Origin of the sequence: Corynebacterium sp. 13CS0277 (assembly GCF_002994655.1) — a bacterium.
Classification (GTDB): domain Bacteria; phylum Actinomycetota; class Actinomycetes; order Mycobacteriales; family Mycobacteriaceae; genus Corynebacterium.
The window spans coordinates 41421-67198 of the sequence record NZ_PPDL01000007.1; the positions used below are offsets into that span (position 1 = coordinate 41421).

The window sequence follows — 25778 nt, forward strand, 5'->3', positions numbered from 1 at the left end:
CATTACTTGTCGTCCTCGTCCACGACCTCAGCGTCGACGACGTTGTCGTCGGCCTCGGCCTGGGTGGCGCCCTCGTTGGCCTGGGCGGAGTAGATCTCGGTGCCCATCTCCTGGGACTCCTTGGTCAGGTTGTCCACAGCGGTCTTGATGGCCTCGATGTCGTCGCCCTTGAGGGCTTCGTCGACAGCCTTGGCGGCTTCTTCGACCTTGTTCTTGCGGTCCTCGGACAGCTTGTCGGCGTTGTCCTCGGCGAACTTGCGGGTCTGGTACGCCATGGTCTCGGCGGAGTTGCGGACTTCCTGCTCCTCGCGGCGCTTCTTGTCCTCCTCGGCGTGAGCCTCGGCGTCCTTGATCATCCGGTCGATCTCCTCCTGGGACAGGCCGGAGCCTTCCTGGATCTTGATCGTGTTCTCCTTGCCGGTGCCCTTGTCCTTGGCGGTGACGTGCACGATGCCGTTGGCGTCGATGTCGAAGGTCACCTCGATCTGGGGCACGCCGCGGGGAGCGGGTGCGATGCCGCCGAGCTCGAAGGAGCCGAGCAGCTTGTTAGCTGCGGCCATCTCGCGCTCGCCCTGGAAGACCTGGATCTGCACGCTGGGCTGGTTGTCCTCAGCGGTGGTGAAGGTCTCGGAGCGCTTCGTCGGGATGGTGGTGTTGCGCTCGATGAGCTTGGTCATCACGCCACCCTTGGTCTCGATGCCGAGGGACAGCGGGGTGACGTCGAGGAGCAGCACGTCCTTGACTTCGCCGCGCAGCACACCGGCCTGCAGGGCAGCGCCGACGGCGACGACCTCATCCGGGTTGACGCCCTTGTTGGGCTCCTTGCCGCCGGTCAGCTCCTTGACGAGCTCGGTGACGGCGGGCATACGGGTGGAGCCACCGACGAGGACGACGTGGTCGATGTCGGACACGGAGATGCCGGCGTCCTTGATGACCTGGTTGAAGGGTGCCTTGCAGCGGTCCAGCAGGTCCTGGGTGATGCGCTGGAACTCGGCGCGAGACAGGGTCTCGTCGAGGAACAGCGGGTTCTTGTCGGCATCAACGGTGATGTACGGCAGGTTGATGGTGGCGTTCTGGCTGGAGGACAGCTCGATCTTGGCCTTCTCGGCGGCCTCGCGCAGACGCTGCAGGGCCATCTTGTCCTTGGTCAGGTCGATGCCGTGAGCAGCCTTGAACTTCTCGACGAGCCAGTCGACGATGCGCTGGTCCCAGTCGTCGCCACCGAGGCTGTTGTCGCCGGAGGTGGCGCGGACCTCGACGACACCGTCGCCGATCTCCAGCAGGGAGACGTCGAAGGTACCGCCACCGAGGTCGAAGACCAGGATGGTCTGCTCCTTGTCGCCCTTCTCCAGGCCGTAGGCCAGGGCGGCCGCGGTGGGCTCGTTGACGATGCGGAGCACGTTGAGGCCGGCAATCTGGCCGGCTTCCTTGGTGGCCTGACGCTGGGCGTCAGAGAAGTAGGCCGGCACGGTGATGACGGCGTCGGTGACGTCCTCGCCGAGGTAAGCTTCCGCGTCGCGCTTCAGCTTCATCAGGGTGCGGGCGGAAATTTCCTGCGGGGTGTAGTTCTTGTCGTCGATGCCGACGGTCCAGTCTTCGCCGATGTGGCGCTTGACGGAGCGGATGGTGCGGTCGACGTTGGTGACCGCCTGGTTCTTGGCGGACTGGCCGACGAGGACTTCACCGTTCTTGGCGAAGGCGACGACGGACGGGGTGGTCCGGGAGCCTTCAGCGTTCGCGATGACGACCGGCTCGCCGCCCTCGAGGACGGAAACGACAGAGTTGGTAGTACCGAGGTCGATGCCTACTGCACGTCCCATGAGAATGTTCTCCTTATGTGTTGAATCTTGGTTTCTTTGAGTGGAAGTTGACTGCACCCCACTCAACTGCCGCCACTATAGCAACCGCCTTGAGTGTGGGCCACTCAATCTTTCTACTAAGCCCAACTCGCGCGCCCCCAAAGTTGTTCCCACTCGACTCAACTTTTTGTCGTGAGCTACATCACAAATGCTGTGGCCTGGGGAAACCGACAAAAAAGACCCCCACAGGCGAACCTGTGGGGGCAACGTCACCTAGACGTGGTGATGGAAATGATGAATGTGCACAGTCGGCACACCCGGGGCCGGGAAACGGAAGCCCAGGTTCTGCAGCACCTGGCCCACGACACCGACCAGGCCGATGAGGCCCAGCAGCGTCACCAGCACGCCGACGAAACCACCGTTGAGCTTCGCGGAACTGCCCGTGATCTCCCCGGAGGAACCCGTGTCACTCGACCCTGCCAGGCCGCCCAGGTCCCCGATGGAGCCCAGGCCCGGATCGGCCGGAGGCTGCGTCGTCGGCGGCACGGACGGCTGCGGCTCATCCGGCACATCCGGCAGCGGGGTGCTGCCCGGGGCGACGATCCGCACCCGCGCCAACTTCAGGCCACTGAAGCCCTCCTTCGGCGCGCAGTACACGCCCAAGTTCACCGGCAGGCTCTGACCCAACACGTGGGCGGTCGCGCTCAGCCGCATGGTCAGGAAGTTCGTCTCCTGATTCTTCTTCCCGTCCTCGCCCTGGTCGCGCAGGGCCGCCACAATGAACTCGCCATTGTGCTCCTTGTCGCCGGCAGTGAACGTCAGCTTCACGCCCGGCAGGGTGAACTTCGTGGCCTGGCCATTCAAGTTCACGGTGATGCCACCATCAGCGCGGGCGGCATCCGCCCCGTTGGCGACGACCTGGCCGTCACCCGACAGGCGCAGGAACTCACCCTGCGCATCCGGCAGGCCCTGGGCGTTGACGCGCACCACCGTCGGGGTGCCGGACACGTTCTTCGCGGTCGGCAGGATCTCCGCGCCGACGAAGGTGGCCACCGCCGGGTCCGGCAGGCGCAGATCCACCTTCATCCGGGAAATACGGTTGAGGGTCGCCGCGCCGCGGCTGCCTTCCATCTCCATCTCGTCGGGCTGGAAGATGATGTCGAAGGTCTCGCCCGGGGCGACCTGCTTCGGGGCCTTCGTATCCACGCGGACATTGACGTCGAAGCTGGAATCCTGGCCCATCGGCGCACCATTCGTGGTGCACTCGGAGGCCACGACGCTGCGCTTGTCAACGATTGCGCCGTCGACCTCAGTCGGCACCGGCTCCGGGTCCGTGGTGGGCTCGGGCTCCTTCGTGGGTTCCGGCTCCTTCGTCGGCTCGGGATCCTTCGTCGGCTCGGGCTTTTCCGTCACCGTCACCGTCGTCGGCTCCGGGGTGACAGTCACCGTCGCCGGCGCATCCTCACTCAGGTCCTTGACGATAGCGGTGCTGAACAGGGTGGCTTTCTGCCCCGCCGGGGTGGCGGTGCAGTTGACGACGAGCGGGAACCCGATAACCACGCCGAGATCCACCTGGGCGGACACCCGCATGGTGAGGAAGTTCTCCGGGGCGTTCGTCTGCGCGGAGGCCTCATCGTTGCGCACCGTGCCGACGATGCTGTCCCCGGGATTACCGGTGGCCTCAAACGTCAGCTTCACCTTCGGCAGGGTGAAGGAGGTGTCTTTGCCGTCGAAGGCGACAGTCATGCCGCCCTCCGCGTCGGCGACCTTTCCTGCGGGCCCGTTGCCGGTGACTTCGCCACCGCCCGACAGGCGCAGAATGCTGCCCTGGGCGTCGGGTTCGCCGGCGGCGTTGACGCGCTCCACCGTGGGGGCGGTGCCGCTCAGGCCCTGCCCGCCGTCAAGGAGTTCGGCGCGCACCAGGCGGGCGCGGGCCGCGTCCGGCAGCTGCAGGTCCACCTTGAGGCGCTGCAGCGCCAGCACATCAGCCGGCCCCTGCTTGCCGGACATCTCAATGGCCTGCGGGCTGAGCACCACGGAGAACTCTTCCCCGGCGACGACCTTGTTCGGGGCTTCCGTATCAAGGTTGACGTCGACCGCGAAGCTCTGGTCCTGGCCTTCCGGCGCGCCATTGGTGGTGCACTCGGTGGGGATCTTCGCCGCGCGCGGCACCATCACCGGCGGGGCGCCCGGGGCGGGGGCCTGCTCGGTGACGGTCTCCGTCACGGTTTCCTTCACCGTCGTCGTCACGGTTTCCTTCTCCGCGGGCGGCGGCGTCACAGTCACGGTTTCGGTGACGGTGGTGACGGTCGGCTTCGCCGGCTCCGGGTCCGGGGTCGTGGGCTCCGGGGTGTTGGTATCAACCACGGCGGTGGTGAACAGTGCCGCCTGGAGAGCCTTGGCATCGGGGGTGCAGAACACCCGCAGATCGACGGGCACCTCCACGAAGAACACCTCCGCCTTCGCGGTGACGTGCATCGACAGGAAGTTGTTCGGGTTGTTCTTCTCCGCGTCCTGGCGGATCCGGCCCACGATGTCGGTGCCTGCGGCACCGGCGCGGAGCTTCAGCTTCACGCCCGGCAGAGTAAACGAGGTCGTCTTGCCGTCGATGGAGACACTGAGCCCGCCGGGGGCTTTCTCCTGATCAACGGTCTGCCCGGCGCCCGACAGGCGCAGGAACCCGCCCTGGGCGTCCGGCTCGCCGGCGGCGTTGATGCGCTGCACGGTGGCGGGCGCGCCGCCCACGTTGACGGCCGTGTCGAGGACCTCGGCGGAGAGGAACTCCGCACCTTCGGGCAGTGCCATGTCGAACTTCAACCGGTCAATGGTCTTCAGTTCGGCCTGCCCCTGGCGGCCTTCCATCGTCATCGGCTTTGGCTGCAGCACCACCTCGAATTCCTCACCCGGGGCCACAGACGACGGGGCGGAGGTGTCGAGGCGGACCGCGAGATCAAACTGGCTGTCCTGCCCCATGGGTGCATCGTTGGTGTAGCACACGCCCGGCAGCTGGACTTCCTTGTTCACTGCCGTCGACGGCTCCGCCGGGGTGGGTTCCGCCGGGTCGGTGGGCTTCGGTTCGGCGGTGGGTTCCGCCGTGGGTTCCGCGGTGCGGGTGACGGTGGTGGTTTCCGTCTCGGTAACCGTGGAGGTTTCCTTCAGGGTCGTCGTCACCGTCTTCGTGGTGGTTTCCGTCGCCGTCGTCGTCTTCGTCGACGTCACCACCGCGGTGGAGGTTTCCACTTCCTTGCCGCTGGCATCAACGCGCGGCGGAATCGGCTTCGGCTCCACCTTCACTGCGGTCCCCGGCACGGGCACGAGCGCCAGCACAGACTTGCTGTAGTACTTGTACACGGCCATCTGGGATACGTAGATACCGGGCGCGAGGTCCCCCACCGTGAACGTGGCCTGCACGCCCACAGGCTTGTCGGCGCTCACACTGTAAGAGACGGTGCTGTGCAACCCGCGGTACTGCTCATTTGGGGTGACATCCCCACCCCAGCGGGGGTTGTAGTAGCCAAAACCAGGGCTGCTGTACGTCGCCCCGGTCGTCGCAATCACGCCCTTCGTGTCGGTCCGCTGCGCCGAATCCTCCACATATTCAAGGCCCGGGGCCGGGTTAATGCCCGCCTCATAGATCTCGCTCCGCGATGGCTCCACGTCGCTGACCGTGAGGACGACTTCCTCGCCGGGGGTGACGACAAGCGGCTCGTCGAGGGAGCGTTCCTCCCCGCCGGCGGTACCACTGTAGGTGCCGAAGTCTTCTTTGCCGTTGGTGGCTTCCGGCAGCGTCGTCGTCGCAAACGTCGCCCGCCGGTCGGGCAGCGGGTTCTTGTCCGCGGCGTCAATGTAGCGGGCGGTGATGACGTGCTCCCCCAGGGAGGGCACCGTCACCGTCACCGTCGCCTCCGCTGCGGGCTTCGGCTCCCCCTGCGGCACACCATCCAGGTAGAACTGCACGGTGCCGGACGACTGGCCGAAGTCCGCCGTCGCAGTCACCTGATCCCCCACGGCGGCCCCCTGCCCCACCAGAGTAAGGGCGGTGTCTTCAGCGTGGGCTTCGACCACCGTCTGCATCAACGGCGGTGCCGGCACCACGCCCAACAAGGTGGTCGCGGCGACGGCCGCCGCGAGGACGGTACGCCGCGAATGTGTCGACAGTGTCATTGTCTTCCTTTACTGACTTCCCAGTGAATGGTTTGTGCCATCAACCCTAGTGGGCGAGGCCTCAAACCTTCTATCGCTGTGACGTGCGCCCGCGTTAGTGCAGGTGCAGCTAGTCAACGTCCGCACACCCCGGTAGGGTGAACGCCATCCAATATCCATAGAGCAGGTATTTTCTGAGGACCACCATGACCCAAGAGTCTGCCCACGGGGCGGAAAAAATCGACCGGATGACCATCATCGGCCGCGATGGCCGCTGGTTGGCGTCCTGGGCGCTGCGCTTCATCGTGCTGGCCATCGCCGCATACATCGCCTTCCTCGGCCTGGGGAAGGTGTGGAGCGGCCTGCTGCCGATCCTGTTGGCGATCCTGTTGTGCACCGTCCTGTGGCCGCCGGTGCGGTGGCTGACGGAGCACAAGTTCCCCCCGGCGCTCGCCGTGCTGACCACCCTGCTGGGCGTGTTCGCCGCCTTCGGGGCGATCTTCTCCGCGATGGGCTCCTCGGTGACCGCCCAGTCGAAGGAGCTCTACGACAAGGCTTTCGCCGGCATCACCCAGCTGCAGCAGTGGATCCAGGGCCCGCCGCTGAACATCAAAACCGACCAGGTGAACAACGCCCTCGACGAGCTCGTCGACAAGTTGAAGAGCTCCTCCTCCGACCTGGCCACCGGTGTGCTGTCGGGCGTGTCGACCGCCTCCGAGGTCATCGTCACCGCCGTCATCGCGCTCGTGCTGTCGTTCTTCTTCCTCAAGGACGGCCCCCGCTTTTTGCCGTGGGTGCGCAGCACCACCGGCTCCACCTGGGGCTGGCACCTCACTGAGGTGCTCACCCGCACCTGGAACACCCTGGCGGGCTTCATCCGCGCCCAGGCCGCTGTGTCGCTCGTCGACGCCATCTTCATCGGCATCGGCCTGCTGCTCATGAAGGTGCCGCTGGCGCTGGTGCTCACCGTCATCACGTTCTTCGCCGGCTTCATCCCCATCATCGGCGCGATCTCCGCCGGCGCCATCAGTGTGCTCATCGCCCTGGTGTCCAACGGTGTCACCTCCGCCATCGGGGTGCTCATCCTCATCGTCGCCGTGCAGCAGCTGGAAAGCCACATCCTGTCGCCGATCCTGCAGTCGAAGGCGATGGACCTCCACCCCGTCATCGTGCTGCTGTCCGTCACCGTCGGCGGCGGACTCTTCGGCATCGTCGGCGCGTTCCTCGCGGTGCCTGTCGCCGCCACCATCGCGGTGTGGCTGCGCTACCACGGCGACCTCGTCAGCCTCCGCGCCGGGGAGAAAACCCTGGAGGACATTGAGCTGGCGACCCGCAACTCCACGAAGGGCGGCACCCAGGGCCTCGATGCTCTGCGCGGAAAGCTCGCGAACCTGTCCCGACAGGACCGCACCACCAAGTAGACCTTAGGTCTCACTTGATTCTTCACCCCCTTGCGCTGCCCATATAGTTGTGGGCATGTTCGAGCTCACCACCTGCCCCACCATCACCGCACAGACGATGACCTTGGGGATTTTAGGGGTGGTGCTCTCGGCCCCCGCATGGGGGTTTTTTCTGCGCGGAGTCGCCCAACTTCTCCGCCTCATCCGGGCGGGCCGGCCCGCCGACATGCCGCGCACCAACCAGCTGCCCCGCCGCCTCGGCACCCTCGTCAAAGAGGTGGCGCTGCACACCGAGCTGGCGCGCCGCCCCGTGGTAGCCGCCGCGCACTGGCTGGTGATGGTGGGGTTCCTGCTGGGCAGCATCGTGTGGTTCGAGGCCTACATTCAGACCTTCAACCCGCAGGGCTCCTGGCCGCTGATCGGCGATACGCACGCCTACCACCTGGTCGATGAACTGCTCGGCATCGGCACCGTCGTCGGCATCCTCGTCCTCATCGCGATCCGCCTCCTCGCATCCCGACGGGGCCGCGGTAGCCGCTTCTACGGCTCCAATGCCCGCGCCGCCCACTTCGTCGAAGCTGTCGTCCTCCTCGAAGGGCTCGGCATGCTGGCCGTCAAAGCGGGCCGCATCGCCACCTGGCCGCTGCTGTTCGGCAACCCCCACACTGACTTCCTCACCATCCACCTGGCGCGGCTGTTGCCCGCCAACGCCACCCTGGTGAGCCTGTTTGCCCTCATCAAACTGCTCACCGGCATGGTGTGGTTGTTCATCGTCGGCCAGCAACTCCGCTGGGGTGTGGCCTGGCACCGCTTCCTCGCCTTCTTCAACATTTTCTTCCAGCGCAACCCCGACGGCGCGCCCGCCCTCGGCAAGCTCAGCACCCCCAACCTGGAAGAGTCGCCCGTCGGCGTGGGCACCGTTCGCGATGCCTCCTGGAAAATGCTCCTCGACTCCGGCACCTGCACTGAGTGCGGCCGCTGCCAGGACGTGTGCCCCGCCTGGAACACCGGCAAACCCCTGTCGCCGAAGAAACTCATCATGGCGGAGCGGGACGCCGCCACCGGCGGCAGTTCCCTCACCCTCGTCGGCAACCACATCTCCGCCGACGAACTGTGGTCCTGCACCAACTGTGGTGCCTGCGTGGAACAATGCCCCGTCGACATTGAGCACATTGACCACGTTGCCGGGCTGCGCCGCTACCAGGTCCTCGAGGAAGCAGACTTCCCTCAGGAGCTGACCAGCCTGTTCAAGAATCTCGAGAACAAGGGCAACCCATGGGGGCGCAACGCCTCCGAGCGGCGCACCTGGATCGACACCGCCCGCGCCCGCGGGCTCACCGTCCCCCTCGTGGAGGACACCCCCATGGACGAGGTGGAGTACCTGTACTGGGTGGGCTGCGCCGGCGTCTACGACGACGCCGCTCAAGAAACCACCATCGCTGTCGTGGAACTCCTCAACACCGCAGGCGTCCCCTTCGCTGTCCTCGGCGACGGGGAAACCTGCACCGGTGACCCGGCGCGCCGCGCGGGCAACGAGTTCCTGTTCCAGATGCTGGCCGAAGCGAACGTCGCCACCCTCAACGAGGCCTTCGAGGGTGTGCCCGCCGGGCAGCGGAAAATCATCACGACGTGCGCCCACTGCTTCAATACGCTGCGTAACGAGTACCCCGACTTCGATGGCCACTTCGATGTCTTCCACCACACGCAGCTCCTCAACCGTCTCGTGCGGGCAGGGCGGCTGACTCCTATTCCGCGGACCGATGCCAACCGGCAGCCGATCACCTACCACGATCCGTGCTTCCTGGGCCGCCACAACAAGGTGTTCGATCCGCCGCGCGAACTGCTCGACACGATTGAGCCGCTCACCGAAGCACCCCGCAACCGCGACAATGCCATGTGCTGTGGTGCCGGCGGTGCCCGCATGTTCATGGAAGAAAAGCTCGGCACCCGCGTCGCGGATGCCCGCGCCGCGGAGCTCGAATCCACCGGCGCAACCACTGTGGCGGTGGGCTGCCCGTTCTGCCACACCATGCTGACCGGCGGGATGAAAGCCAACGGCGCGCAAGGCGTCGCGATCAAGGATGTTGCGGTGCTCATGCGCGATGCTGTCCGCGTCGACGGCGCACTCCCGGCTCCGCTGCCGCTGCAGCCCCTGGAACCCCTCGTCCGGGAGCCGAAGCGGGCCGACACGCCTGCGCCGCAGGACAGCGCACCGGCAGCTCCTCCGGCCCCGAGCGTTCCCTCCGCCCCCAGCGAAGTCGTTCCCCAGGCCACGGCTGCGCCTACTCCTCCGGGCGTCAGTGTGCCCGCGGCACCGGGCGTTGCTACTCCCCCTGCCCCTGGGGTGGCTACACCGGCGGCTCCCGGCAACACTGTTCCTCAGCCTGCTGTGCCTGCCGCCCCGGGTGCTGCTTCCCCTGCGGCTCCGGGAGTTGCGGTTCCCCCGGCCCCGGCAGCTCCGAGCGTCGCCATCCCCGCGGCCCCTGGTGCTGCTGCCCCGCAGGCTCCGGGTTCTGTCATTCCTCAAGCCCCCGGCGCGGCAGCTCCGAAGCCTGTCGCACCGGCAGCTCCTGGAGCGAGTACTCCCGCTGCCCCGGGTGCTGCGGTTCCCCAGCCTGCTTCCCCGCAGGCCCCGGGCATCAGTGTTCCCGCCGCCCCCGGTGCGACTGTCCCCCAGGCTCCTGGCGCGGCAGCTCCGAAGCCAGCCACCCCGGCTATGCCTGCGGCCCCGGGCGTTGCAACTCCCCCTGCCCCAGGTGCACCCGCGCCGGCGGCTCCAGGCAACACTATTCCGCAGCCCGCCGCCCCGGCAGCTCCCGGAGCAAGTACTCCGGCTGCCCCTGGTGTTAGCGTTCCAGCTGCCCCTGGCGCTGCGGTTCCCCAGCCCGCTGCCCCTCAGGCCCCCGGCGCGGCAGCCCCGAAGCCAGCCACCCCAGCTGTACCTGCGGCCCCGGGCGTTGCAACTCCCCCTGCCCCAGGTGCTCCTAGCGTCAGCGTTCCGGCTGCCCCTGGTATTGCTACGCCGCAGGCTCCGGGTTCTGTCATTCCTCAGGCCCCCGGCGCGGTAGCCCCGAAGCCTGTCGCCCCGACAGCTCCTGGAGCAAGTACTCCAGCCGCCCCGGGCGTTGCAGTTCCCTCTGCCCCGGGTGTCAGCGTTCCTGCCGCTCCTGGTGCTGCGGTTCCCCCTGCACCGGGTGCCGCTGTTCCGTCACCAGCCGTGCCGGAGTCTGCGGACGAGGAGTAGAGCTGAACTCCCGGGGTGTGTCACCTCGGGAGTTTTTCTATATCCAGATGCTGGCGATGGCCATGAGGAGTGCCACCGTGAGAATCGAGGCGCCGACAATGCGGAGGGCGGCGCGTGGGCCCCAGGTTCCCCAGTGGACGGCGATGAGTTTGATGTCGACGAGGGGCCCGATGACCATGAACGCGAGTTGGGCGAGGGCGCTTGTGGGAAGGGTGGCGGCGACAAAGGCGTCGGCTTCGGAGCACACGCTCATGAGGATGGCGAGTGCCATGGCTGCGGCGACGGCGATGCCTCCTGGCCATGCGGGCTGGGGAATGCCGGCGAGGGTGGCGGCTGCGGCGCACCCGATCACCACGAAAGAGAGGGTGTCGAGGATGTCGGGGGTGTGGTGGTGGCCGTCGAGGGGCCTGCGCCAGAAGCTGCCGATGATGAGGGCTGCTGCGGCGCCGCAGACGAAACGGGCAGCGACGATGCGCCAGTCGTTGAAAGCAAGCCAGGTGGAGAGCAGCACCAGGGGGTTGATGGAGGGCGCTGCGAGCATGAAGGCGACGGCGGCGCGGGGTGGGGCTCCTTTGTCGATGAGTCCGCGGGCGACGGGGACGCTGGCACATTCACAGGTGGGCAGCAGCATGCCGGCGGCCGCGGCGGCGGGCACGCTGCGAGGCACCCACCGCCAGGGCAGTGCGGCAAGCCCGTGGCCGAGGAGAACGAGCGGCGCGGCCTGGAGGAACAGGGCAAGGAAAAGAGTGAGCCACTGGGAGTGCACGGGCGGGGCGGTGGTGCGCCACACGAGGGCGAAGCCGAGGACAGCGACCGCCAAGAAAGCGGTGTAGTAACGGCTCATAGGTAGGGCCGCTGACGTGGAGGGATGGGTTCAATACTGCCCGTGAGAAGCAGCGGCTGTGTGCTGAGCTGCCCGGTGACGCGCACCCAATCGCCGGAGTGGAGGCCGACCGGTGGTGGGGTCGACAGCCGGATGCCGTAGGTGGTGGCGTCGGCAGCGCAGCAGACGATCCTAACGCGGGTCAGCCACCAGCCATCCCGCGCAAGGAGCTGCCCCTCCAGGGTGGCCGGGCCGGCAACATCAATACCCGCGGCGTCGCGGCGCAGCACCTCAACAATGCCGCCACCATCCGTGCCGGCCTCCACTGCCGTGACAGGGCCCGGCAACACCGGCCCCGGCAACAGCACGCCCGCAGCCACAGGAACTACCAGCACCGCGTGCAGCGGCCGCAGCCGCCCCGGCATGTCCACCACACCCCACATCAGGAACACGAACCCGGCGGCCAACAGCACCCACCAGTAGGCGGGCCGCACATACCAGTAGGCGGTATTCGTGCCCGCAACCACCAGGAACAGCACCCCCAGCGCGCAGAGAAGCATGCCACGCCACGGCCAACCACTAGACATAGGTTTTCATCATAGTTGTGTGACTGACGCTCACCCGACGTGGCACACTAGAACGATGAATGACAGCGCATTTCGGCCCCGCCGCATCTTCGACCAGTCGGAGAAGATGAAGGACGTCCTCTACGAAATTCGTGGACCCGTGGCCTCCGAAGCGGAACGCCTCGAACTCGACGGCCACCGCATCCTCAAGCTCAACACCGGCAACCCCGCCCTGTTCGGCTTCGACGCCCCCGACGTCATCATGCGGGACATGATCGCCGCCCTCCCCACCTCCCAGGGTTACTCCACCTCCAAGGGCATCATCCCGGCGCGCCGGGCAATCGTCACCCGTTACGAGGTGATTCCGGGCTTCCCGGAGTTTGATGTCGATGACGTGTTCCTGGGCAATGGTGTCTCGGAGCTCATTTCGATGGTGACGCAGGCGCTGCTCAACGACGGCGACGAGGTGCTCATCCCGATGCCGGATTATCCCCTGTGGACGGCGGCGACGTCGCTCGCGGGCGGCAAAGCGGTGCACTACTTGTGCGATGAGGACAATGACTGGAATCCCTCCATCGAGGACATTCGCTCGAAGGTGACGGAGAAGACGAAGGCCATCGTCGTCATTAATCCGAATAATCCGACGGGTGCGGTGTACTCCCGCCAGGTGTTGGAGGATATTGCGGCGGTGGCGCGCGAGTTCGACTTGCTGATCCTCGCCGATGAGATCTACGACCGAATTCTGTACGACGGTGCGGAGCACATTTCGATGGCGCAGGTCGCCCCCGACATCTTGACCATTACGTTTAATGGCCTGTCGAAGGCGTACCGGGTGGCGGGCTACCGTGCGGGTTGGATGATTCTCACGGGCCCGAAGAACCGTGCGCGCGGTTTCATTGAGGGTTTGGAGTTGTTGGCGGGGACGCGTCTGTGCCCGAATGTTCCGGCGCAGCACGCCATTCAGGTGGCGTTGGGTGGCCGGCAGTCGATTTACGAGTTGACCTCCGACGGAGGTCGTCTCCTGGAGCAGCGTGATGTGGCGTGGCAGAAGCTCAACGAGATCCCGGGCGTGAGTTGTGTGAAGCCGATGGGTGCGCTGTATGCGTTCCCGAAGCTGGACCTCAACGTCTATGACATTCATGATGATGCCCAGATGATGTTGGATTTGCTGCGGCAGGAGAAGATTCTGCTGGTGCACGGCACGGGCTTCAATTGGCCGACGCCGGATCATTTCCGGGTGGTGACGTTGCCGTGGGCGAATGATTTGTCGAAGGCGATTGATCGCCTGGGTAACTTCCTCGCCTCGTACAAGCAATAAAGGAGCAGGTCGATGGGTCGCCACCATAAGGCAGCCGGGCCGGATATGCCGGAGTGGGGTTCCACGCAGTGGCGCCCTTTCACTGCGCGTGCCACGGGCCGGGAGTACCGGGAGCCGTTTACTCCGGTGCAGTGGGCGTTGAGTCTGTTTTTGCTTCTTGCGGGCATTGCGACGGCGGTGGGCGTGGTGGCGTTGTGGCCATCGGATGCCCCGGCGAATGTCGCGCCCGAGTTCGCCACCACGTCTCCCCTGCCGCAGGCGCAGGTTGATGGTGTGGTGGCGGTGCGCGATGAGGGCAGTTGCCAGTCCCCGTCGGTGGGCCGCGTGTTTGATACGTCCCCGGTGGCGCCGTTGGCGGTGGGTGAGTCCTGTGGCCGCGCCATCGTGGACATCACCTCCGGCCCCAATGCGGGTAAGCGCACGTTGCTGCTGGTGGGTAACCACCCGGGCGATCCGCAGCTGGAGGAGGGGCAGAAGGTTCGCCTGTCGGAGCAACAGACCGCTGACGGGCAGGTGGGCTACGCGTTCACTGATTATTCTCGCGCCCCGAGTATGTGGTTCTGGGCGGCATTGACGGCGCTGGCGATCATTGTGGTCGGCGCGTGGCGGGGTGCCCGTTCGCTGATCGGTCTGGCGATCACGTTGGGTGCGGTGGCGGTGTTCCTGCTGCCGGCGCTGCTGCGGGGCGGCGACCCGCTGCTGTTGGCGGTGGTGTGTGGTTCTTCCGTGCTGTTCCTGGTGTTGTTCCTGGTGCACGGCTTCTCGTGGAAGACGTCGGCCGCGTTGGCGGGCACGCTGATTTCGATGGGCTCGGCGGCGCTGCTGGCGAAGTATGCGATCGCTTCGACCCATATTCGTGGTTTGGGCAATGAGGATAATTTGCTCATCCAGCTGTACTTGCCGGACGTCACGGTGACGGGCCTGATGTTGTGCGGCTTCATCATTGGTGCGCTGGGCGTGCTCAACGATGTGACGATCGCGCAGGCATCGACGGTCAATGAGCTTGCCGAGATTGAGCCGGAGGCGAACCCGTGGCGGCTGTTTAAGGGCGCGATGACGGTGGGCCGCGACCACATTGCTTCCATGGTGTACACCCTGGTGTTGTCGTATACGGGTGCCGCGTTGCCGCTGCTGTTGCTCGTGAGTGTGGCGGATCGCCCCATGGGCCAGGTGTTGACGTCTGATGTCATGGCGACGGAGTTTCTCCGGAGTGCGATTGGCGCGTTGGCGTTGGCGTTGGCGGTGCCGATTACGACGCTCATTGCGTCGTTTGTGGTGGTGGGTCGTCGCCGCCTCGCCGAGGTCACATAACGATCCAGCCGGCCTGGCGCCACGCGGTGGCGTCGAGTGCGTAGCGCCCGTCGATGATGCGGGGGCTGCGCACTTTTTTCTTTGCCCATTCCGGGTCAAGGTTGACGTAGTCGGGCCAGGCGGTGGCGAGCACCACCACATCGGCGCCGTCGAGAGCGCAGTCCACGTCGAGGTATCCGGGGGCCAGGGGGTCGGCGACGGCGACGTCGCAGTCAAGGGCGGCGGCGATGGCGAGCCCGGGAGAGTCGCGCACATCATCGGAGCCGGGTTTGAATGCGGCCCCCAGGATGGCGACCCGTTGGGGCTGAAGGGCCCTGATCTGGTCGATGACGCGGGTGCGGCGTTCGGTATTGATGGCGTCAACGGCCTGCAGGAGGTGGGCGGTGGATTCGGCGCCGAGGCTGGCTGCTTGGTGGCGGAAGCTGCGGGTGTCTTTGGGCAGGCAGCCGCCGCCGTAGCCAAGGCCGGCGGCGAGGAAGTGGGGGCCGATGCGGTGGTCGAGTCCGAGGGCGCGGGAGAGTTCGGTGATGTTGGCGCCGACGGCGTCGCACATGGTGGCCACCCCGTTGATGAACGACACCTTGGTGGCGAGCAGCGCGTTGGCTGCCCCTTTGACGAGTTCGGCGGTTTCCCAGTCGGTGTGGATGATGGGCCGCCCCAGTGGGGCGTACAGCTCATCAAGGATGTCGCCGTCGCCGCCAATGACGATGCGGTCGGGGCGGAGGGTATCGGCGACGGCGTGCCCCTCCCGGAGGAATTCGGGGTTCCACAGCAGGGTGATGGTGGGCGGGAGGGTGGCGGCCAGCGCCCGGGCGGTACCGACAGGCACGGTGGATTTCCCGACGAGGGTGTGTTCGCCCTCAAGGTGGGGGACGAGGGATGCGACGGCCGCGTGCAGGGCACTGAGGTCGGCTTCGTCGCTGCCGGGGTGCTGTGGGGTGCCGACCCCGAGGAAGTGCAGCCGCGCGGCGGATGCGGCGGCGGGGTCGGTGGTGAACCGCAGCCGCCCGGTAGTGGTGTGCTTCGCGAGGAGCTCGTCGAGGCCGGGCTCGTAGAAGGGGCTGCGCCCGGAGTTCAGTGCCTCCACCTTGGTGGCGTCGGTGTCGATGCCGATGACGCGGTGGCCGAGTTCCGCCATGCAGGCGGCGTGGGTGGCACCCAGGTAGCCGGTGCCGACCATCGTGATGTCCATGGCCCCCACACTAGGGTATGCCGAGGAGCCCCAGGGGCCCCTGGGGCTACACTCGGCGTGCGGCGGCGGTGCGGGTGGCGGGGTGCGTGTTTTCACGCTGCCCGTCTGTCACCCACACGGGTCTGCGGGTCACGGGGTCGCGGGCGAAGTACCCGCGGTGGGGTTTGGAGCGGGAGTCATCGACGTAGCCGTGGTGGTGGGCGCACACGTAGATGAGGTTGTCGAGGTCGGTGCCGCCGCCGTCTTTCCAGGCGCGCAGGTGGTGCACCTGGCAGCGGTGGGCGGGCACGTCGCAGCCGGGGTAGGCGCAGGTGCTTTGGTGGAGCCACAGCGCCAACCGCTGGTGGGCACCCGCGAGCCGCCGGGTGCGGCCCAGGAACAGCGGCACCCCGTGGATGGGGTCGTGGATCGCCAGCCAGGTGCAGCTGTCGTCGATGATGCGGGCGGCTTCCTCCGGCTGGAGGACGTCCCCGGTGCTGGCGATGAGCCCGTCGCAACCTTCGTCAAGTTCTTTCGCGGTGACGCTCACCACGAGCTGGGCCTGGGTGTCGCCGCTGGCGAGGGTGACGAGCGCATCGGCGGAGCGCTGCTGTCGGCTGCGGTCTTCGTCGTCGCCCCGGTAGTCGTTCGCCATGGCGGCGTCGAGCTGGGATTGGAGGCGGGCGGCGTAGTCCGGCGGCAGGTAGCCGCGCACGCGGCAGCCGCCCTGCTCGTCCTGGGCGTGGATTTCAAAGCTGCGCTTGGCGTACACCCGCTCCGGGGAGGGGGTGGTGCGCTTCATGGTGTCGGCGAGCTGCTTGAGGCTGCCGCCGTCGCGGCGGGTGAGGTAGTACTCGGCGGCCTGGTAGGGGGCGCCCTGCTTACGGGTGCCGCGCATCACCGTGTCGAAGGCATCGACACTGATCTCGCCCGCAAGGACAGCGCCACGGATCCGGGCCTGAGCCTCGCGCTCCTTGGCGTCCTTCTGTGGGGCGATGAGCTGCTCCCCGCGGCGGATCTGTGCCCGCGCGGCCGCCGGCGCCATGTCGTAGCGCTCCACATAGAAGTCCTCCGCATGGGGCGACTGCACCAGATCGCCGGCATTGTTCTTGGCGGCGGTGGCGGAGTAGATCGCGCACGCGACAGTGACCTCGTGCTTGAGCCGCTCGAGCTTGTCGGCGACATCCTGATCGAAGGTGGTGTAGTCGATCGTGGCGAGGAATGCGTCTTCCATGGGGGGACCTCCTTTCGCCACACAGTGTGTACCAGGTACGCCTGGAGATGCGGAACCTTGGTCCACAGGCTGCCGCCACCCCCTGTGAGCAGCACAAAGGGCCCGGGAGTTATCCACAGGCCCTTTTTTCTAGCGGAAATTGAGGTACGCCTTCGACGGCGTGGGTCCCCGCTGCCCCTGATACTTGGAGCCCAGGGAGCCCGCCCCGTAGGGCACCTCCGCGGGGCTGGACATGCCGAACAGGGCCAGCTGGCCGACCTTCATGCCGGGCCACAGGGTGATCGGCAGGTTCGCCACGTTCGACAGCTCCAAGGTGATGTGCCCGCTGAAGCCGGGGTCGATAAAGCCGGCGGTGGAGTGGGTGAGCAAGCCCAGGCGGCCGAGGGAGGACTTGCCTTCGAGGCGGCCGGCGAGGTGGGCGGGCAGGGTGAACTTCTCGAGGGTGGCCCCGAGGACGAATTCGCCGGGGTGCAGCACGAAGGGTTCATCTTCGGCGACCTCGACGAGGGTGGTCAGTTCGTCCTGCTGCAGCTTCGGGTCGATGTGGGTGTAGCGGGAGTTGTTGAACACCCGGAACAGGCGGTCCATGCGCACATCGATGCTGGACGGTTGGATGAGCTGCGGGTCGAAGGGCTCGATGACGAGGTCGCCGTCATCAATGGCAGTTCTAATGTCGCGGTCGGAGAGAAGCACGCCCCTCAGTGTAGTGGCCACACCCCACACCGTGTGTGGGAGTTTTTCTCCCACTTTTGCTAGGATTCGTGGGCGCACTTGCCCTAGTTCTCATATTTGCGAAAGCACCATGTCACAGAAGCGTTATAGCAGCGCCGCCACGACGGCGCGTCAAACTTCCCGCGGCTTGCCCGGGGAAAAACCTCCCGCAGTCATTGCTGAGGGCATCGGTATCACTGGCGATCAGGGGCCCGTTTTCGGGCCCCTCGACTTCAGTATCCCCGGCGAGGGACTCACGGTCCTGGCGGGCCGCGGCGGTTCCGGCCGCACCGCCCTGGCGTTGGCAATCTCGGGCCGCATGAAGATCGACTCGGGCCACCTGGAGGTGCTGGGGGAGACGAAGCCGCGCTCTTTCCGCCGCCACGTCGCGATCGCAGGCGTGGAGGAGATTGACCAGCTGGACCGCGACGTGAAGCTCAAGACCGTGTTCACGGAGCACCGCGCGTGGACCCGCCCCTGGTTGGCGTGGACCCGCCCGGCCGACGAGGAGTACTTCCGCTCTCTGTGCGAGCCGGTGTTCGGGTCCCGTTCTTTGCCGCCGCTGGACGTGTATGTCTCCCAGATTGGTGCCCTGGACCGCATTCTCATCCGCATCGCGCTGGCACTGCACCCCGCCGATGGGGCGGAGATCAACATGCTGGTCATGGATGACATTGATCAGGTCAAGGAGTACGACGACTGGATGGCGTTGCTCGCCACCCTGGTGCGCCTGTCGGAGCAAATGCCCGTGGTGGTGAACTCCGTCAACGACATTCCGGCGGAGATTCTCCCCGACTACACCCTCATTGAATTGTTTACTGACGCGGCGCACCTTCAGCCGGAACACACCGGCGCCCGCGCGATCCGCGAGGAGGACCTGTGATCTCCGGATTGACTCTCGGCACCGAACTGCGCCGTTTTCAACGCAGCAAACTGGGGCGCATCGCGATCCTGGCGCTGTGCCTCATCCCGCTGCTGTATTCGGCCCTGTACCTGTGGGGTTTCTGGAACCCCTTCGGCAAGGTCAAGGACCTGCCCATCGCGTTCGTCAATGAGGACCGCGGCACGGTTGTCTCTGGCAAGCCGCTCCACGCCGGCGACGAGGTCGTCGAGGGCCTGAAGGAGAACGACCAGATCAACTTTGATTTCGTCTCCAAGCAGGAGGCTCTCGACGGGGTGAAGGAAGGCGACTACTACTTCGTCGTCGAGCTCACCCCCGATTTCTCCGAGGCGGTGGCCTCCCCTGCCACGGGTGAGCCGCGGCGGGCGGTCATTAACACGATCTACAACGACGCCAACGGCTACCTGTCCACCATGATCGGCGAGAACGTCATGCGCACGATGCTGCCGGTCATCAGCAACAAGATTGGTGCGCAGGCGATCGACAAGGTGCTCGTGGGTGTGCAGTCCGCCGGCACGGGCCTCGACCAGGCGGCCCTGGGCGCGTCGATGCTCAACGATGGTGCGCAGCAGCTCGATGAGGGCCTCGATAAGGCGCTCACGGGCGCGCAGGATCTGTCCCAGGGTGCGGGCACCCTCAACACGAAGATGGGTGAGCTGGCCTCTGGCGCCGACCAGTTGGCCGATGGCACCGCCACCCTCAATGCGGCGGTGGGCCAGGCGACCGGGAAGCTCACCCAGCTGACCCAGGGTGTGGACCAGCTGGGCGGCGGCGTCGACCATCTCGCTGCGGGCGCCACCCAGATTAATGATGGGGTGCAGCAGCTGAAGTCCCGCCTGGACGGGATCACCACCGCGCAGGCATCGACGGCGAACGATGTGCGCCGCCTTGCCACCCAGCTGCAGGGGGTGCCGAACCCCGAGGTGCAGCGCGCCGCCGCCCAGCTGCAGCAGCTCGCCACCCAGATCGACACCCAGGCGCTGGGCCCCCAGGCTCCCGCCACCCTGCAGTTGCGGCAGCTCGCGTCCGGTACCCAGCAGCTCGCCTACCAGCTGGGCGACTCCTCCGCCCCGTTCCGTGGCGGCTTCGACCAGCTGCGCGCCGGCACCGGCGAACTGCCCGGCAAGATCGGTGAGTTGACCAGCGGTGTGCAGCAGCTCAACGACGGCGCCCAGCAGCTGAAGGAGGGCGCGCACCGCCTGCAGGCGGAGGGCACCACCCCGCTCGCCGAGGGCACGCTGAGCCTCGTGGATGGCATCAGCCAGCTCGACGAGGGCGCCGGCAAACTCGCCGACGGCACGGGCCAGCTGTCCACGAAGCTCAAGGAGGGCTCCCAGGCGGTGCCCCGCTGGACGGCCGCGCAGCGCGAAGGCACCGCCAGTGTGCTCGGCGGGCCCGTGGAGTTGACCTCCACCAACGAGGCCGGCTCGAACACCTTCGGCGGCGGCCTCGCCCCCTTCTTCTTCTCCCTGGCCATGTTCATCGGCGGCATGATCATCTTCCTGCTCATGCGCCCCATGCAGAACCGGGCCGTCGCCTCCGGTGTCGCCCCGCTGCGCGCCGCCCTCGACGGCCTGCTGCCCGGCGGCCTCATCGCCACCGTGCAGGCGGCCACCATCGTCGCCGTCACCCTCTACGCTGTCGGCCTCGATGCCCGGTACCCGTTCTGGCTGTACGTGTTCTCCATCGGCGTGTCCATCATGTTCACCGCCCTCAACCAGATGCTCAACGTGGTGCTCGGCCCCGGCCCCGGCAAGGTGGCTGCCATGGCGATGCTCATGTTCATGATTTTGTCCTCCGGTGGCCTCTACCCCGTGCAGACGGAGCCGGCACTGTTCCAGTGGCTGCACCCGATTAACCCGATGACGTATTCGGTCAACGGTTTCCGGGAGCTGATGTACGGCAACCTCGACCACCGCATCTGGGTGTCCTCCATCGCGATCGCCGGCTTCACCGCCCTGTTCATTGCGATCACCGCACTGGGCGCCCGCCGCGACCGCATGTGGACGATGAAGCGACTCCACCCCGCCATCAGCCTCTAATCCAGGCGCAACACGCCTGTCATGCACGGCCCGCTATTTCTGCTATAGTGGGACGCGCTGCCGATGTAGTTCAATGGTAGAACTCCTGCTTCCCAAGCAGGCGGCGCGGGTTCGATTCCCGTCATCGGCTCCAATTTTCATGACAACCCCTCCTGACCTGGCGCAATGCCGGGGCCGGAGGGGTTGTGTGCGTCTCGGGTTAGGCTGGCGGCATGTTCGGTATCGTGCCTACCCCGGATGGGGATTTTTGTCTCGTGGAGCGCGACGGCCTGGTGGTGGCCGCGGGCTGGGATTCCCCGGAGCGGATTGTGGCGCGCGCCCACCCGAGCCTCCGACCACCCCTCGTGGAGGGCCCGGTCGCGGCGTGGGCGGTGGAGGCCTACTACGCGGGCGAGGACCCAGTGGTGGAGGTAGCGTGGCGGGGCACGGCCTTCCAGGAGCGGGTGTGGGGCGCTCTGCGGCGCATCCCCCGAGGGCGGACTGTGACGTATGGGCAGTTGGGGCCCGCGCGGGCAGTCGCCCGGGCGGTGGCGGCGAATCCGGTGGGGCTCCTGGTGCCCTGCCACAGGGTGGTGCGGGCCGATGGGGTGGGCGGCTACGCGTGGGGTGAGATCAAGGGCCGACTGTTGGCGCGGGAATAACCCGGCGTGGCGGGTGTTGGGTGGGGTATGCGAATCGATGTTTTCACTGACCTTGTGTGCCCCTTCTGCCAGATCGGCATGGCGCGCCTCAATGAGGCCCTGGATGCCACCGGCATCGAGGCCGAGATCCACCACCACTCTTTCGAGCTGGACCCCACCCTGCCGAAGGAACCCACGCAGCCGCTCGTCGACGCGATTGCGGCGAAGTACAACATGAGCCACGAGCAGTCGGTGGCTTCGCAGGAGCAGATTGCCGCCCAGTTGGCGGCCGTGGGCGTCACCTTTGATTGGCGCAACGCGGTGTTTACGAACACCTTTGATGCGCACCGCCTGCTGCACTTGGCGGCGGCGCACGGCCAGGCGGAGCCGGTGCGGGAGGACCTCATGCGCGCCTACCTGGAGCGCGGCCTAAGCATCAGCGACCCGCAGGTGCTGCGCGATATTGCGGCCGCCCATGGGCTGCCGACCGCGGAGGTGGAGTCGCTGCTCGCGGGCGATGATTTCGCCGACCAGGTGCGCGACGATGAGCGCACCGCGCAGGCGATGGGCATCCAGGGGGTGCCGTTCATGGTGTTTGATCAGCGCCTGGCGGTGTCCGGCGCGCAGCCGGTCGATGTGTTTATCTCGGCGCTGCAGCAGGCCGCGAATCAATAATGTCCACCCCGGCGATGACGCCGGAGATGCCCCGCAGCGTCCAGATGAGCGAGACCAGGCTGGCGAACGCGAGCAGGCTGAACAGCCCTGAAGCCACCGGCACCCCGAGGGTGCCGAGGGCCCACAGGCCGGCGATGCTGGCCCGCAACAGCAGCCGCCAGCGGGGCGCGGGGCTGGGGCGCAGCCACACGATGCGCTGCCCGATGCTGGCGCCACTGCCGACAAGGGCCGGCACGTAGACGACGAGGAGGGCCGCCACCCCGGGCAGCCACTCCCACCCGGGCTGCTGCTCCGCGATGGGGGTGGCGGGGTCGAGCGCCCAGCGGACCACCACCACGAGGATGAACGCCAACTCGGCCGCGATGACCATGGTGAGGTAGTCGAGCAGCATACTGCCGGCCCGGCGGGCCCGGTGCACGGGGCGGGCGGTGGTGCGGGTGGCGCGCAGCTGGGCGGGGCTGGCCACAAAGTTCGGGATGAGTGCCGCGATCGCCACACCGACGGCCGTGCCGAGGGTGTTGGTGATGAGGTCGTTGACGTCGGCGACGCGGTACTGGCAGAACAGGCCGAAGTTGCCGGTGTATTGGGTGGTTTCCACCAGCAGGCTGACAAGGAAGCCGGTGAGGATGGCGCGCCCGGGCCGCAGTTCGAGGAAGTCCCGCAGGATCACCCCGAGCGGCACGAACAGGGCCACGTTGAACACCATTTGGAGCACGTCCCAGCTGGTGGCCATCTGGGCGGGGCTCATGCCCGCAAAGTGGTGGGCCATGTCGCGGAAGTACTCGGTGGGGTCGAGGACGACGATGTGGCCGCTGCGGGTGCATTCCTGCGGCAGGGGGAACAGGGTGTAGGCGATGAGTCCGGAGGCGTAGGTGAAGCTGAGGGCGGACCAGAAGGTGCGGCTGGGTGAGAAGCGGCCGTAGCGCTGGTATTGCCACACCACGAGCGGCAGGAACGCCACCGCGCTGATGCCCAAGCCCACGGCGAGAGCCACGAGGAACTGCTGCATTACTTCCACATCCTGTCGCCGAGGAGGGCAAACAGTGCGGGCACGACGAGGGTGCGCACGAGGAAGGTGTCGAGGATGATGCCGAAGCCGACGAGGATACCGACCTGGGTGAGGGTGATGAGCGGCAGCACCCCGAGGACGGCGAACACGGCGGCGAGGACGACGCCGGCGCTGGTGATGACCCCGCCGGTAGCGTTCACTGCGTGGACCATGGCCTGGCGCGTCCCGAGCCGAGGGGTGTCTTCCTTGGCGCGCAACACGAGGAAGACGGTGTAGTCGATGCCGAGGGCGACGAGGAAGAGGATGGAGTACACCGGTACCGAGGTATCCAGCCCGGGGAAGCCGAAGAGGTGGGTGGAGACGAACGTGCCGGCGCCGATCGCCGCCCACGTCGACAAGGCGGCGGCCGCGAGCAGCAGCAGGGGCGCCACCCAGGCCCGGAGCACGACCATGAGGACGAGGAACACGGCGAGGAAAATGAGCGGCACGATGACGGTCATGTCGCGCAGCGTACCGGCCTTATTGTCCATCGCCTGGGCGATCTGCCCGCCGACGATGGCGTCGGTGTGCTCCCGGATGGCCTCCACGGTGGCGGGGTCGTCGCCGTCGACGATGAGGGTGGCGCGCTGCCACTGCCCGTCGGTGCTGGTCTGCGGCTGGCCGACGAGCGTCACCCCGTCGACCGCGGTGGCGTCCGCGACGGCCTGCTCAATCTCCCCCGCCGGGGTGTACACCAGCACCGGGGAGGCGGCGGGCAGGAGCGCTGCCGCTTCCGCGGCCTCCGAGGGGGTGCGGAACTGCTCGGTGGTGCTCAGCCCCAGGCGGGTGCCCCACATGCCGCCGCCGAGCGCGAGCAGCACCACGAGCAGCGGGACAAGGAACGCCACCGGGCGGGCGTTGACGCGGGCCGCGACGCGGCCGAAGATGTTCTCGGCGTCGGTGTGCTCCCCGACGCGGGGGATGCGGGGCCAGAACAGCCGCCGGCCGCACACATCCAGCAGGGGCGGCAAAAGCCCGAGGGAGAACCCGAGGGCGATGAGCAAACCAATCGAGGAACTCAAGCCCAGGTTCGTCAGGCTCGGCACGCTCGCCAGCCACAGGGTTTGCAGCGCGAGCACCACCGTCAAGTTGGAGGAGACGATGGGCCGGATGCTGGCCCGCCAGGCGCGCCGCAGGGCGACCGAGTGGTCAGCTTCGCGGTGGAGCTCTTCCCGGTAGCGGCTGACGAGCAGCAGCGCATAGTTCGTGCCGGCACCGAACACGAGCACGGAGGTAATGCCGCTGGTGGAGCCGTCGGCGCTGAACCAGCCCGTGGCGTCCGCCAGCCAGGTGGTGACGATCGCGGCCGCCCGGTCGGCGAGCCCCGTGACGAGCAGCGGCACGATCCACAGGATCGGCGAGCGGTAGGTGAGGATGAGGAGCACGGCGACGACGAGGGCGGTGACGGCCAGGAGGGTGAAGTTCGCGCCCTTGAATGCTTGGGCGGTGTCCCCGGCGAAGCCGGCGGGGCCGGTGATGAACGCGTCGACGCCCTCCGGCGCGGAGGCCTTCACACTGCTGCGGAGCTCAGTGACCGCATCGGTGACTCCGAAGCCGCTGAGCGAGCCGTCGAGGCTGATCGTGGCCTGGGCGGTGGTGTCATTGACCGGGATGACGGGGCCGGCGGTCGCGCCGAGGGCGTCGGCTGCGCGCTGCGGGAGGTCCTGCAGTGCGGCGAGGTCGGCGCCGATGCCGGCGTCGCGGTGGTAGACCACAATGGCGGGCAGGGTGTCACCACCGGGGAAGCGGGCGGCGAGTTCGCCGGCCCGGTAGGAGTCACTGGTGGTGGGCAGTGTCTGCGGGGCGGTGGAGTTCGCGTCGCTGCCCGAAGGCGCGAGCCCAAATAAGGCGGCGATGCCGAGGAGGAAAGCGGCGATGACAAGCCAACTCACCTTATGGTCGTACTTTTTCATAGGGGTGAGTATGTCACATCGCACCCCGCAAGCAGTCGCTGCGTCGCATCGCCCGCCACCAGCCACACCGCGTGGATAGGGCGGGCGAAACGCACCGGGCACGGCACCTCGACCAGGCGCGAGTCGAGGCAGCGGCGCGGCAGCACCGACGGCGCGACGCCCGTCGCCACGAGCGCGAGGGCGGCGGCCGTCGTCGTCACGGTCGCGGCGGGCTCCACGCAGTCGATGGCGGCGTCCACGGTGGCGCGCGTCCCGGAGCCTTCCTCCCGGGCGATCAGTGGAGTGCGGGCGAGCTCAGCAGCGCTAATACTCGTGCCCGCCCAGGGGTGGGCGGGCGCCACGCACACCACCATCTCATCCCACCCGAGCAGGCGCCTGTTGAGCCCTACCGGCAGGGTGGGGGTTTCCACGAAGCCCACGTCGAGGTCGCCCGCGGCGACCCGGCTCAGCACCGTGGCGGAGTTCGCGGCCTCCAGCTGCACCTGCCCCGGGTAGTGCGCCAACCAGCCGGGCAGCAGGTACTCCGCCACCGTGAGCGAGGCCCCCACCCGCAGCCCCTGGCGGTGGGAAAGTGTCGACACGAGGGAGTCGAAGTCGCCGGCGGCGGCCAGCACGGGCCGCGCCCACCCCAGCACCACCCGGCCTGTGTCGGTGAGGACCAGCCCGTGGGGCGTGCGCGCCGTGAGCGCCCGGCCGACGCTGTGGCTGAGCGCCTGCAGCCGCGCGGAGCATGCCTGCTGGCTGATCCCGAGGGCCACAGCCGCCGCCGACACGCTGCCTTCCTTTTCCAGTGCGGCGAGTGCCGCCACCTGCCCAAGATCCACGCCCTTATCCTGTCTTCTGCCTGCGGGTACAACTG

The 25778-nt window shown here is 67.2% G+C and carries 18 protein-coding genes and 1 tRNA gene; 9 read left to right on the forward strand and 10 right to left on the reverse strand.

Going from position 1 to position 25778, the window contains the following annotated elements; translation table 11 throughout:
- Nucleotides 1-2 precede the first annotated feature (2 nt).
- Both dnaK and C1Y63_RS04050 read right to left on the reverse strand, forming a co-directional pair.
- On the reverse strand, nucleotides 3-1820 hold the full coding sequence (gene dnaK, locus C1Y63_RS04045; RefSeq protein WP_106015190.1) for a molecular chaperone DnaK: 1818 nt from the start codon (nucleotides 1818-1820) through the stop codon (nucleotides 3-5).
- Between the two features lie 252 nt (nucleotides 1821-2072).
- On the reverse strand, nucleotides 2073-5963 hold the full coding sequence (locus tag C1Y63_RS04050) for an Ig-like domain-containing protein (RefSeq protein WP_106015191.1): 3891 nt from the start codon (nucleotides 5961-5963) through the stop codon (nucleotides 2073-2075).
- A gap of 185 nt (nucleotides 5964-6148) precedes the next feature.
- Here C1Y63_RS04050 and C1Y63_RS04055 point away from each other — a divergent pair, with 185 nt between their 5' ends.
- Together C1Y63_RS04055 and C1Y63_RS04060 are read left to right on the forward strand one after the other, a co-directional pair.
- Nucleotides 6149-7363: an AI-2E family transporter gene (locus C1Y63_RS04055; RefSeq protein ID WP_106015192.1), complete on the forward strand. Its 1215-nt coding sequence runs from the start codon at nucleotides 6149-6151 to the stop codon at nucleotides 7361-7363.
- A gap of 55 nt (nucleotides 7364-7418) precedes the next feature.
- Nucleotides 7419-10586 carry a (Fe-S)-binding protein gene (locus C1Y63_RS04060; protein ID WP_106015193.1) on the forward strand — a complete coding sequence of 1056 codons (3168 nt, stop codon included), beginning with the start codon at nucleotides 7419-7421 and terminating at the stop codon, nucleotides 10584-10586.
- Between the two features lie 37 nt (nucleotides 10587-10623).
- Here the strand turns inward: C1Y63_RS04060 and C1Y63_RS04065 are convergent, their stop codons facing one another.
- Nucleotides 10624-11430 carry a permease gene (locus C1Y63_RS04065; RefSeq protein ID WP_106015194.1) on the reverse strand — a complete coding sequence of 269 codons (807 nt, stop codon included), beginning with the start codon at nucleotides 11428-11430 and terminating at the stop codon, nucleotides 10624-10626.
- A complete protein-coding gene (locus tag C1Y63_RS04070) occupies nucleotides 11427-11996 on the reverse strand; it encodes a hypothetical protein (RefSeq protein ID WP_146128854.1) in 570 nt (189 codons plus the stop codon). The genes C1Y63_RS04065 and C1Y63_RS04070 overlap by 4 nt, the downstream gene beginning before the upstream one ends.
- A 55-nt stretch (nucleotides 11997-12051) precedes the next feature.
- On the opposite strand from C1Y63_RS04070, the gene C1Y63_RS04075 reads away from it, so the two are divergent.
- Together C1Y63_RS04075 and C1Y63_RS04080 are read left to right on the forward strand one after the other, a co-directional pair.
- The gene (locus C1Y63_RS04075; protein WP_106015196.1) at nucleotides 12052-13293 is read left to right on the forward strand and encodes a pyridoxal phosphate-dependent aminotransferase; all 1242 of its coding nucleotides are present in this window, start codon (nucleotides 12052-12054) and stop codon (nucleotides 13291-13293) included.
- 12 nt (nucleotides 13294-13305) lie between these two features.
- Nucleotides 13306-14604, forward strand: a complete 1299-nt coding sequence (locus tag C1Y63_RS04080) for a YibE/F family protein (RefSeq protein ID WP_233195570.1) — start codon at nucleotides 13306-13308, stop codon at nucleotides 14602-14604.
- Here the strand turns inward: C1Y63_RS04080 and C1Y63_RS04085 are convergent.
- From C1Y63_RS04085 to dcd, 3 genes are all read right to left on the reverse strand, one after another.
- A complete protein-coding gene (locus tag C1Y63_RS04085; RefSeq protein ID WP_106015197.1) occupies nucleotides 14597-15796 on the reverse strand; it encodes a UDP-glucose/GDP-mannose dehydrogenase family protein in 1200 nt (399 codons plus the stop codon). The genes C1Y63_RS04080 and C1Y63_RS04085 overlap by 8 nt on opposite strands.
- Nucleotides 15797-15842: 46 nt before the next feature.
- On the reverse strand, nucleotides 15843-17009 hold the full coding sequence (locus C1Y63_RS04090) for an HNH endonuclease signature motif containing protein (protein ID WP_106015198.1): 1167 nt from the start codon (nucleotides 17007-17009) through the stop codon (nucleotides 15843-15845).
- A gap of 129 nt (nucleotides 17010-17138) precedes the next feature.
- A complete protein-coding gene (gene dcd / locus C1Y63_RS04095) occupies nucleotides 17139-17702 on the reverse strand; it encodes a dCTP deaminase (protein WP_106015199.1) in 564 nt (187 codons plus the stop codon).
- Nucleotides 17703-17811: 109 nt separating this feature from the next.
- Between dcd and C1Y63_RS04100 the strand changes: the two genes are divergently transcribed.
- The 5 genes from C1Y63_RS04100 (at nucleotide 17812) to C1Y63_RS04120 (ending at nucleotide 21958) form a co-directional block, all read left to right on the forward strand.
- Complete coding sequence (locus C1Y63_RS04100; protein WP_233195571.1) at nucleotides 17812-18603, forward strand: ABC transporter ATP-binding protein; 792 nt, start codon at nucleotides 17812-17814, stop codon at nucleotides 18601-18603.
- Nucleotides 18600-20663, forward strand: a complete 2064-nt coding sequence (locus C1Y63_RS04105; protein WP_106015201.1) for a YhgE/Pip domain-containing protein — start codon at nucleotides 18600-18602, stop codon at nucleotides 20661-20663. The genes C1Y63_RS04100 and C1Y63_RS04105 overlap by 4 nt, the downstream gene beginning before the upstream one ends.
- 59 nt (nucleotides 20664-20722) lie before the next feature.
- Nucleotides 20723-20796: transfer RNA gene (locus C1Y63_RS04110), tRNA-Gly, on the forward strand.
- A 79-nt stretch (nucleotides 20797-20875) separates the two neighbouring features.
- Entirely contained in the window at nucleotides 20876-21304 is a 429-nt protein-coding gene (locus C1Y63_RS04115; protein ID WP_106015202.1) for a methylated-DNA--[protein]-cysteine S-methyltransferase, read from the forward strand.
- Nucleotides 21305-21331: 27 nt separating this feature from the next.
- On the forward strand, nucleotides 21332-21958 hold the full coding sequence (locus C1Y63_RS04120; protein ID WP_106015203.1) for a DsbA family oxidoreductase: 627 nt from the start codon (nucleotides 21332-21334) through the stop codon (nucleotides 21956-21958).
- On the opposite strand, the gene C1Y63_RS04125 is transcribed toward C1Y63_RS04120, so the two are convergent.
- Genes C1Y63_RS04125 through C1Y63_RS04135 form a run of 3 tightly spaced genes read right to left on the reverse strand, consistent with a single transcriptional unit; the run spans nucleotide 21924 to nucleotide 25743 of the window.
- Nucleotides 21924-22967, reverse strand: coding sequence for a VanZ family protein (locus tag C1Y63_RS04125; protein WP_106015204.1), 1044 nt, complete (start codon nucleotides 22965-22967; stop codon nucleotides 21924-21926). The two genes, C1Y63_RS04120 and C1Y63_RS04125, sit on opposite strands and share 35 nt — an antisense overlap.
- Nucleotides 22967-24919 carry an MMPL family transporter gene (locus C1Y63_RS04130; protein WP_106015205.1) on the reverse strand — a complete coding sequence of 651 codons (1953 nt, stop codon included), beginning with the start codon at nucleotides 24917-24919 and terminating at the stop codon, nucleotides 22967-22969. The genes C1Y63_RS04125 and C1Y63_RS04130 overlap by 1 nt, the downstream gene beginning before the upstream one ends.
- The gene (locus C1Y63_RS04135; RefSeq protein ID WP_106015206.1) at nucleotides 24916-25743 is read right to left on the reverse strand and encodes a LysR family transcriptional regulator; all 828 of its coding nucleotides are present in this window, start codon (nucleotides 25741-25743) and stop codon (nucleotides 24916-24918) included. The genes C1Y63_RS04130 and C1Y63_RS04135 overlap by 4 nt, the downstream gene beginning before the upstream one ends.
- Between the last annotated feature and the right edge of the window lie 35 nt (nucleotides 25744-25778).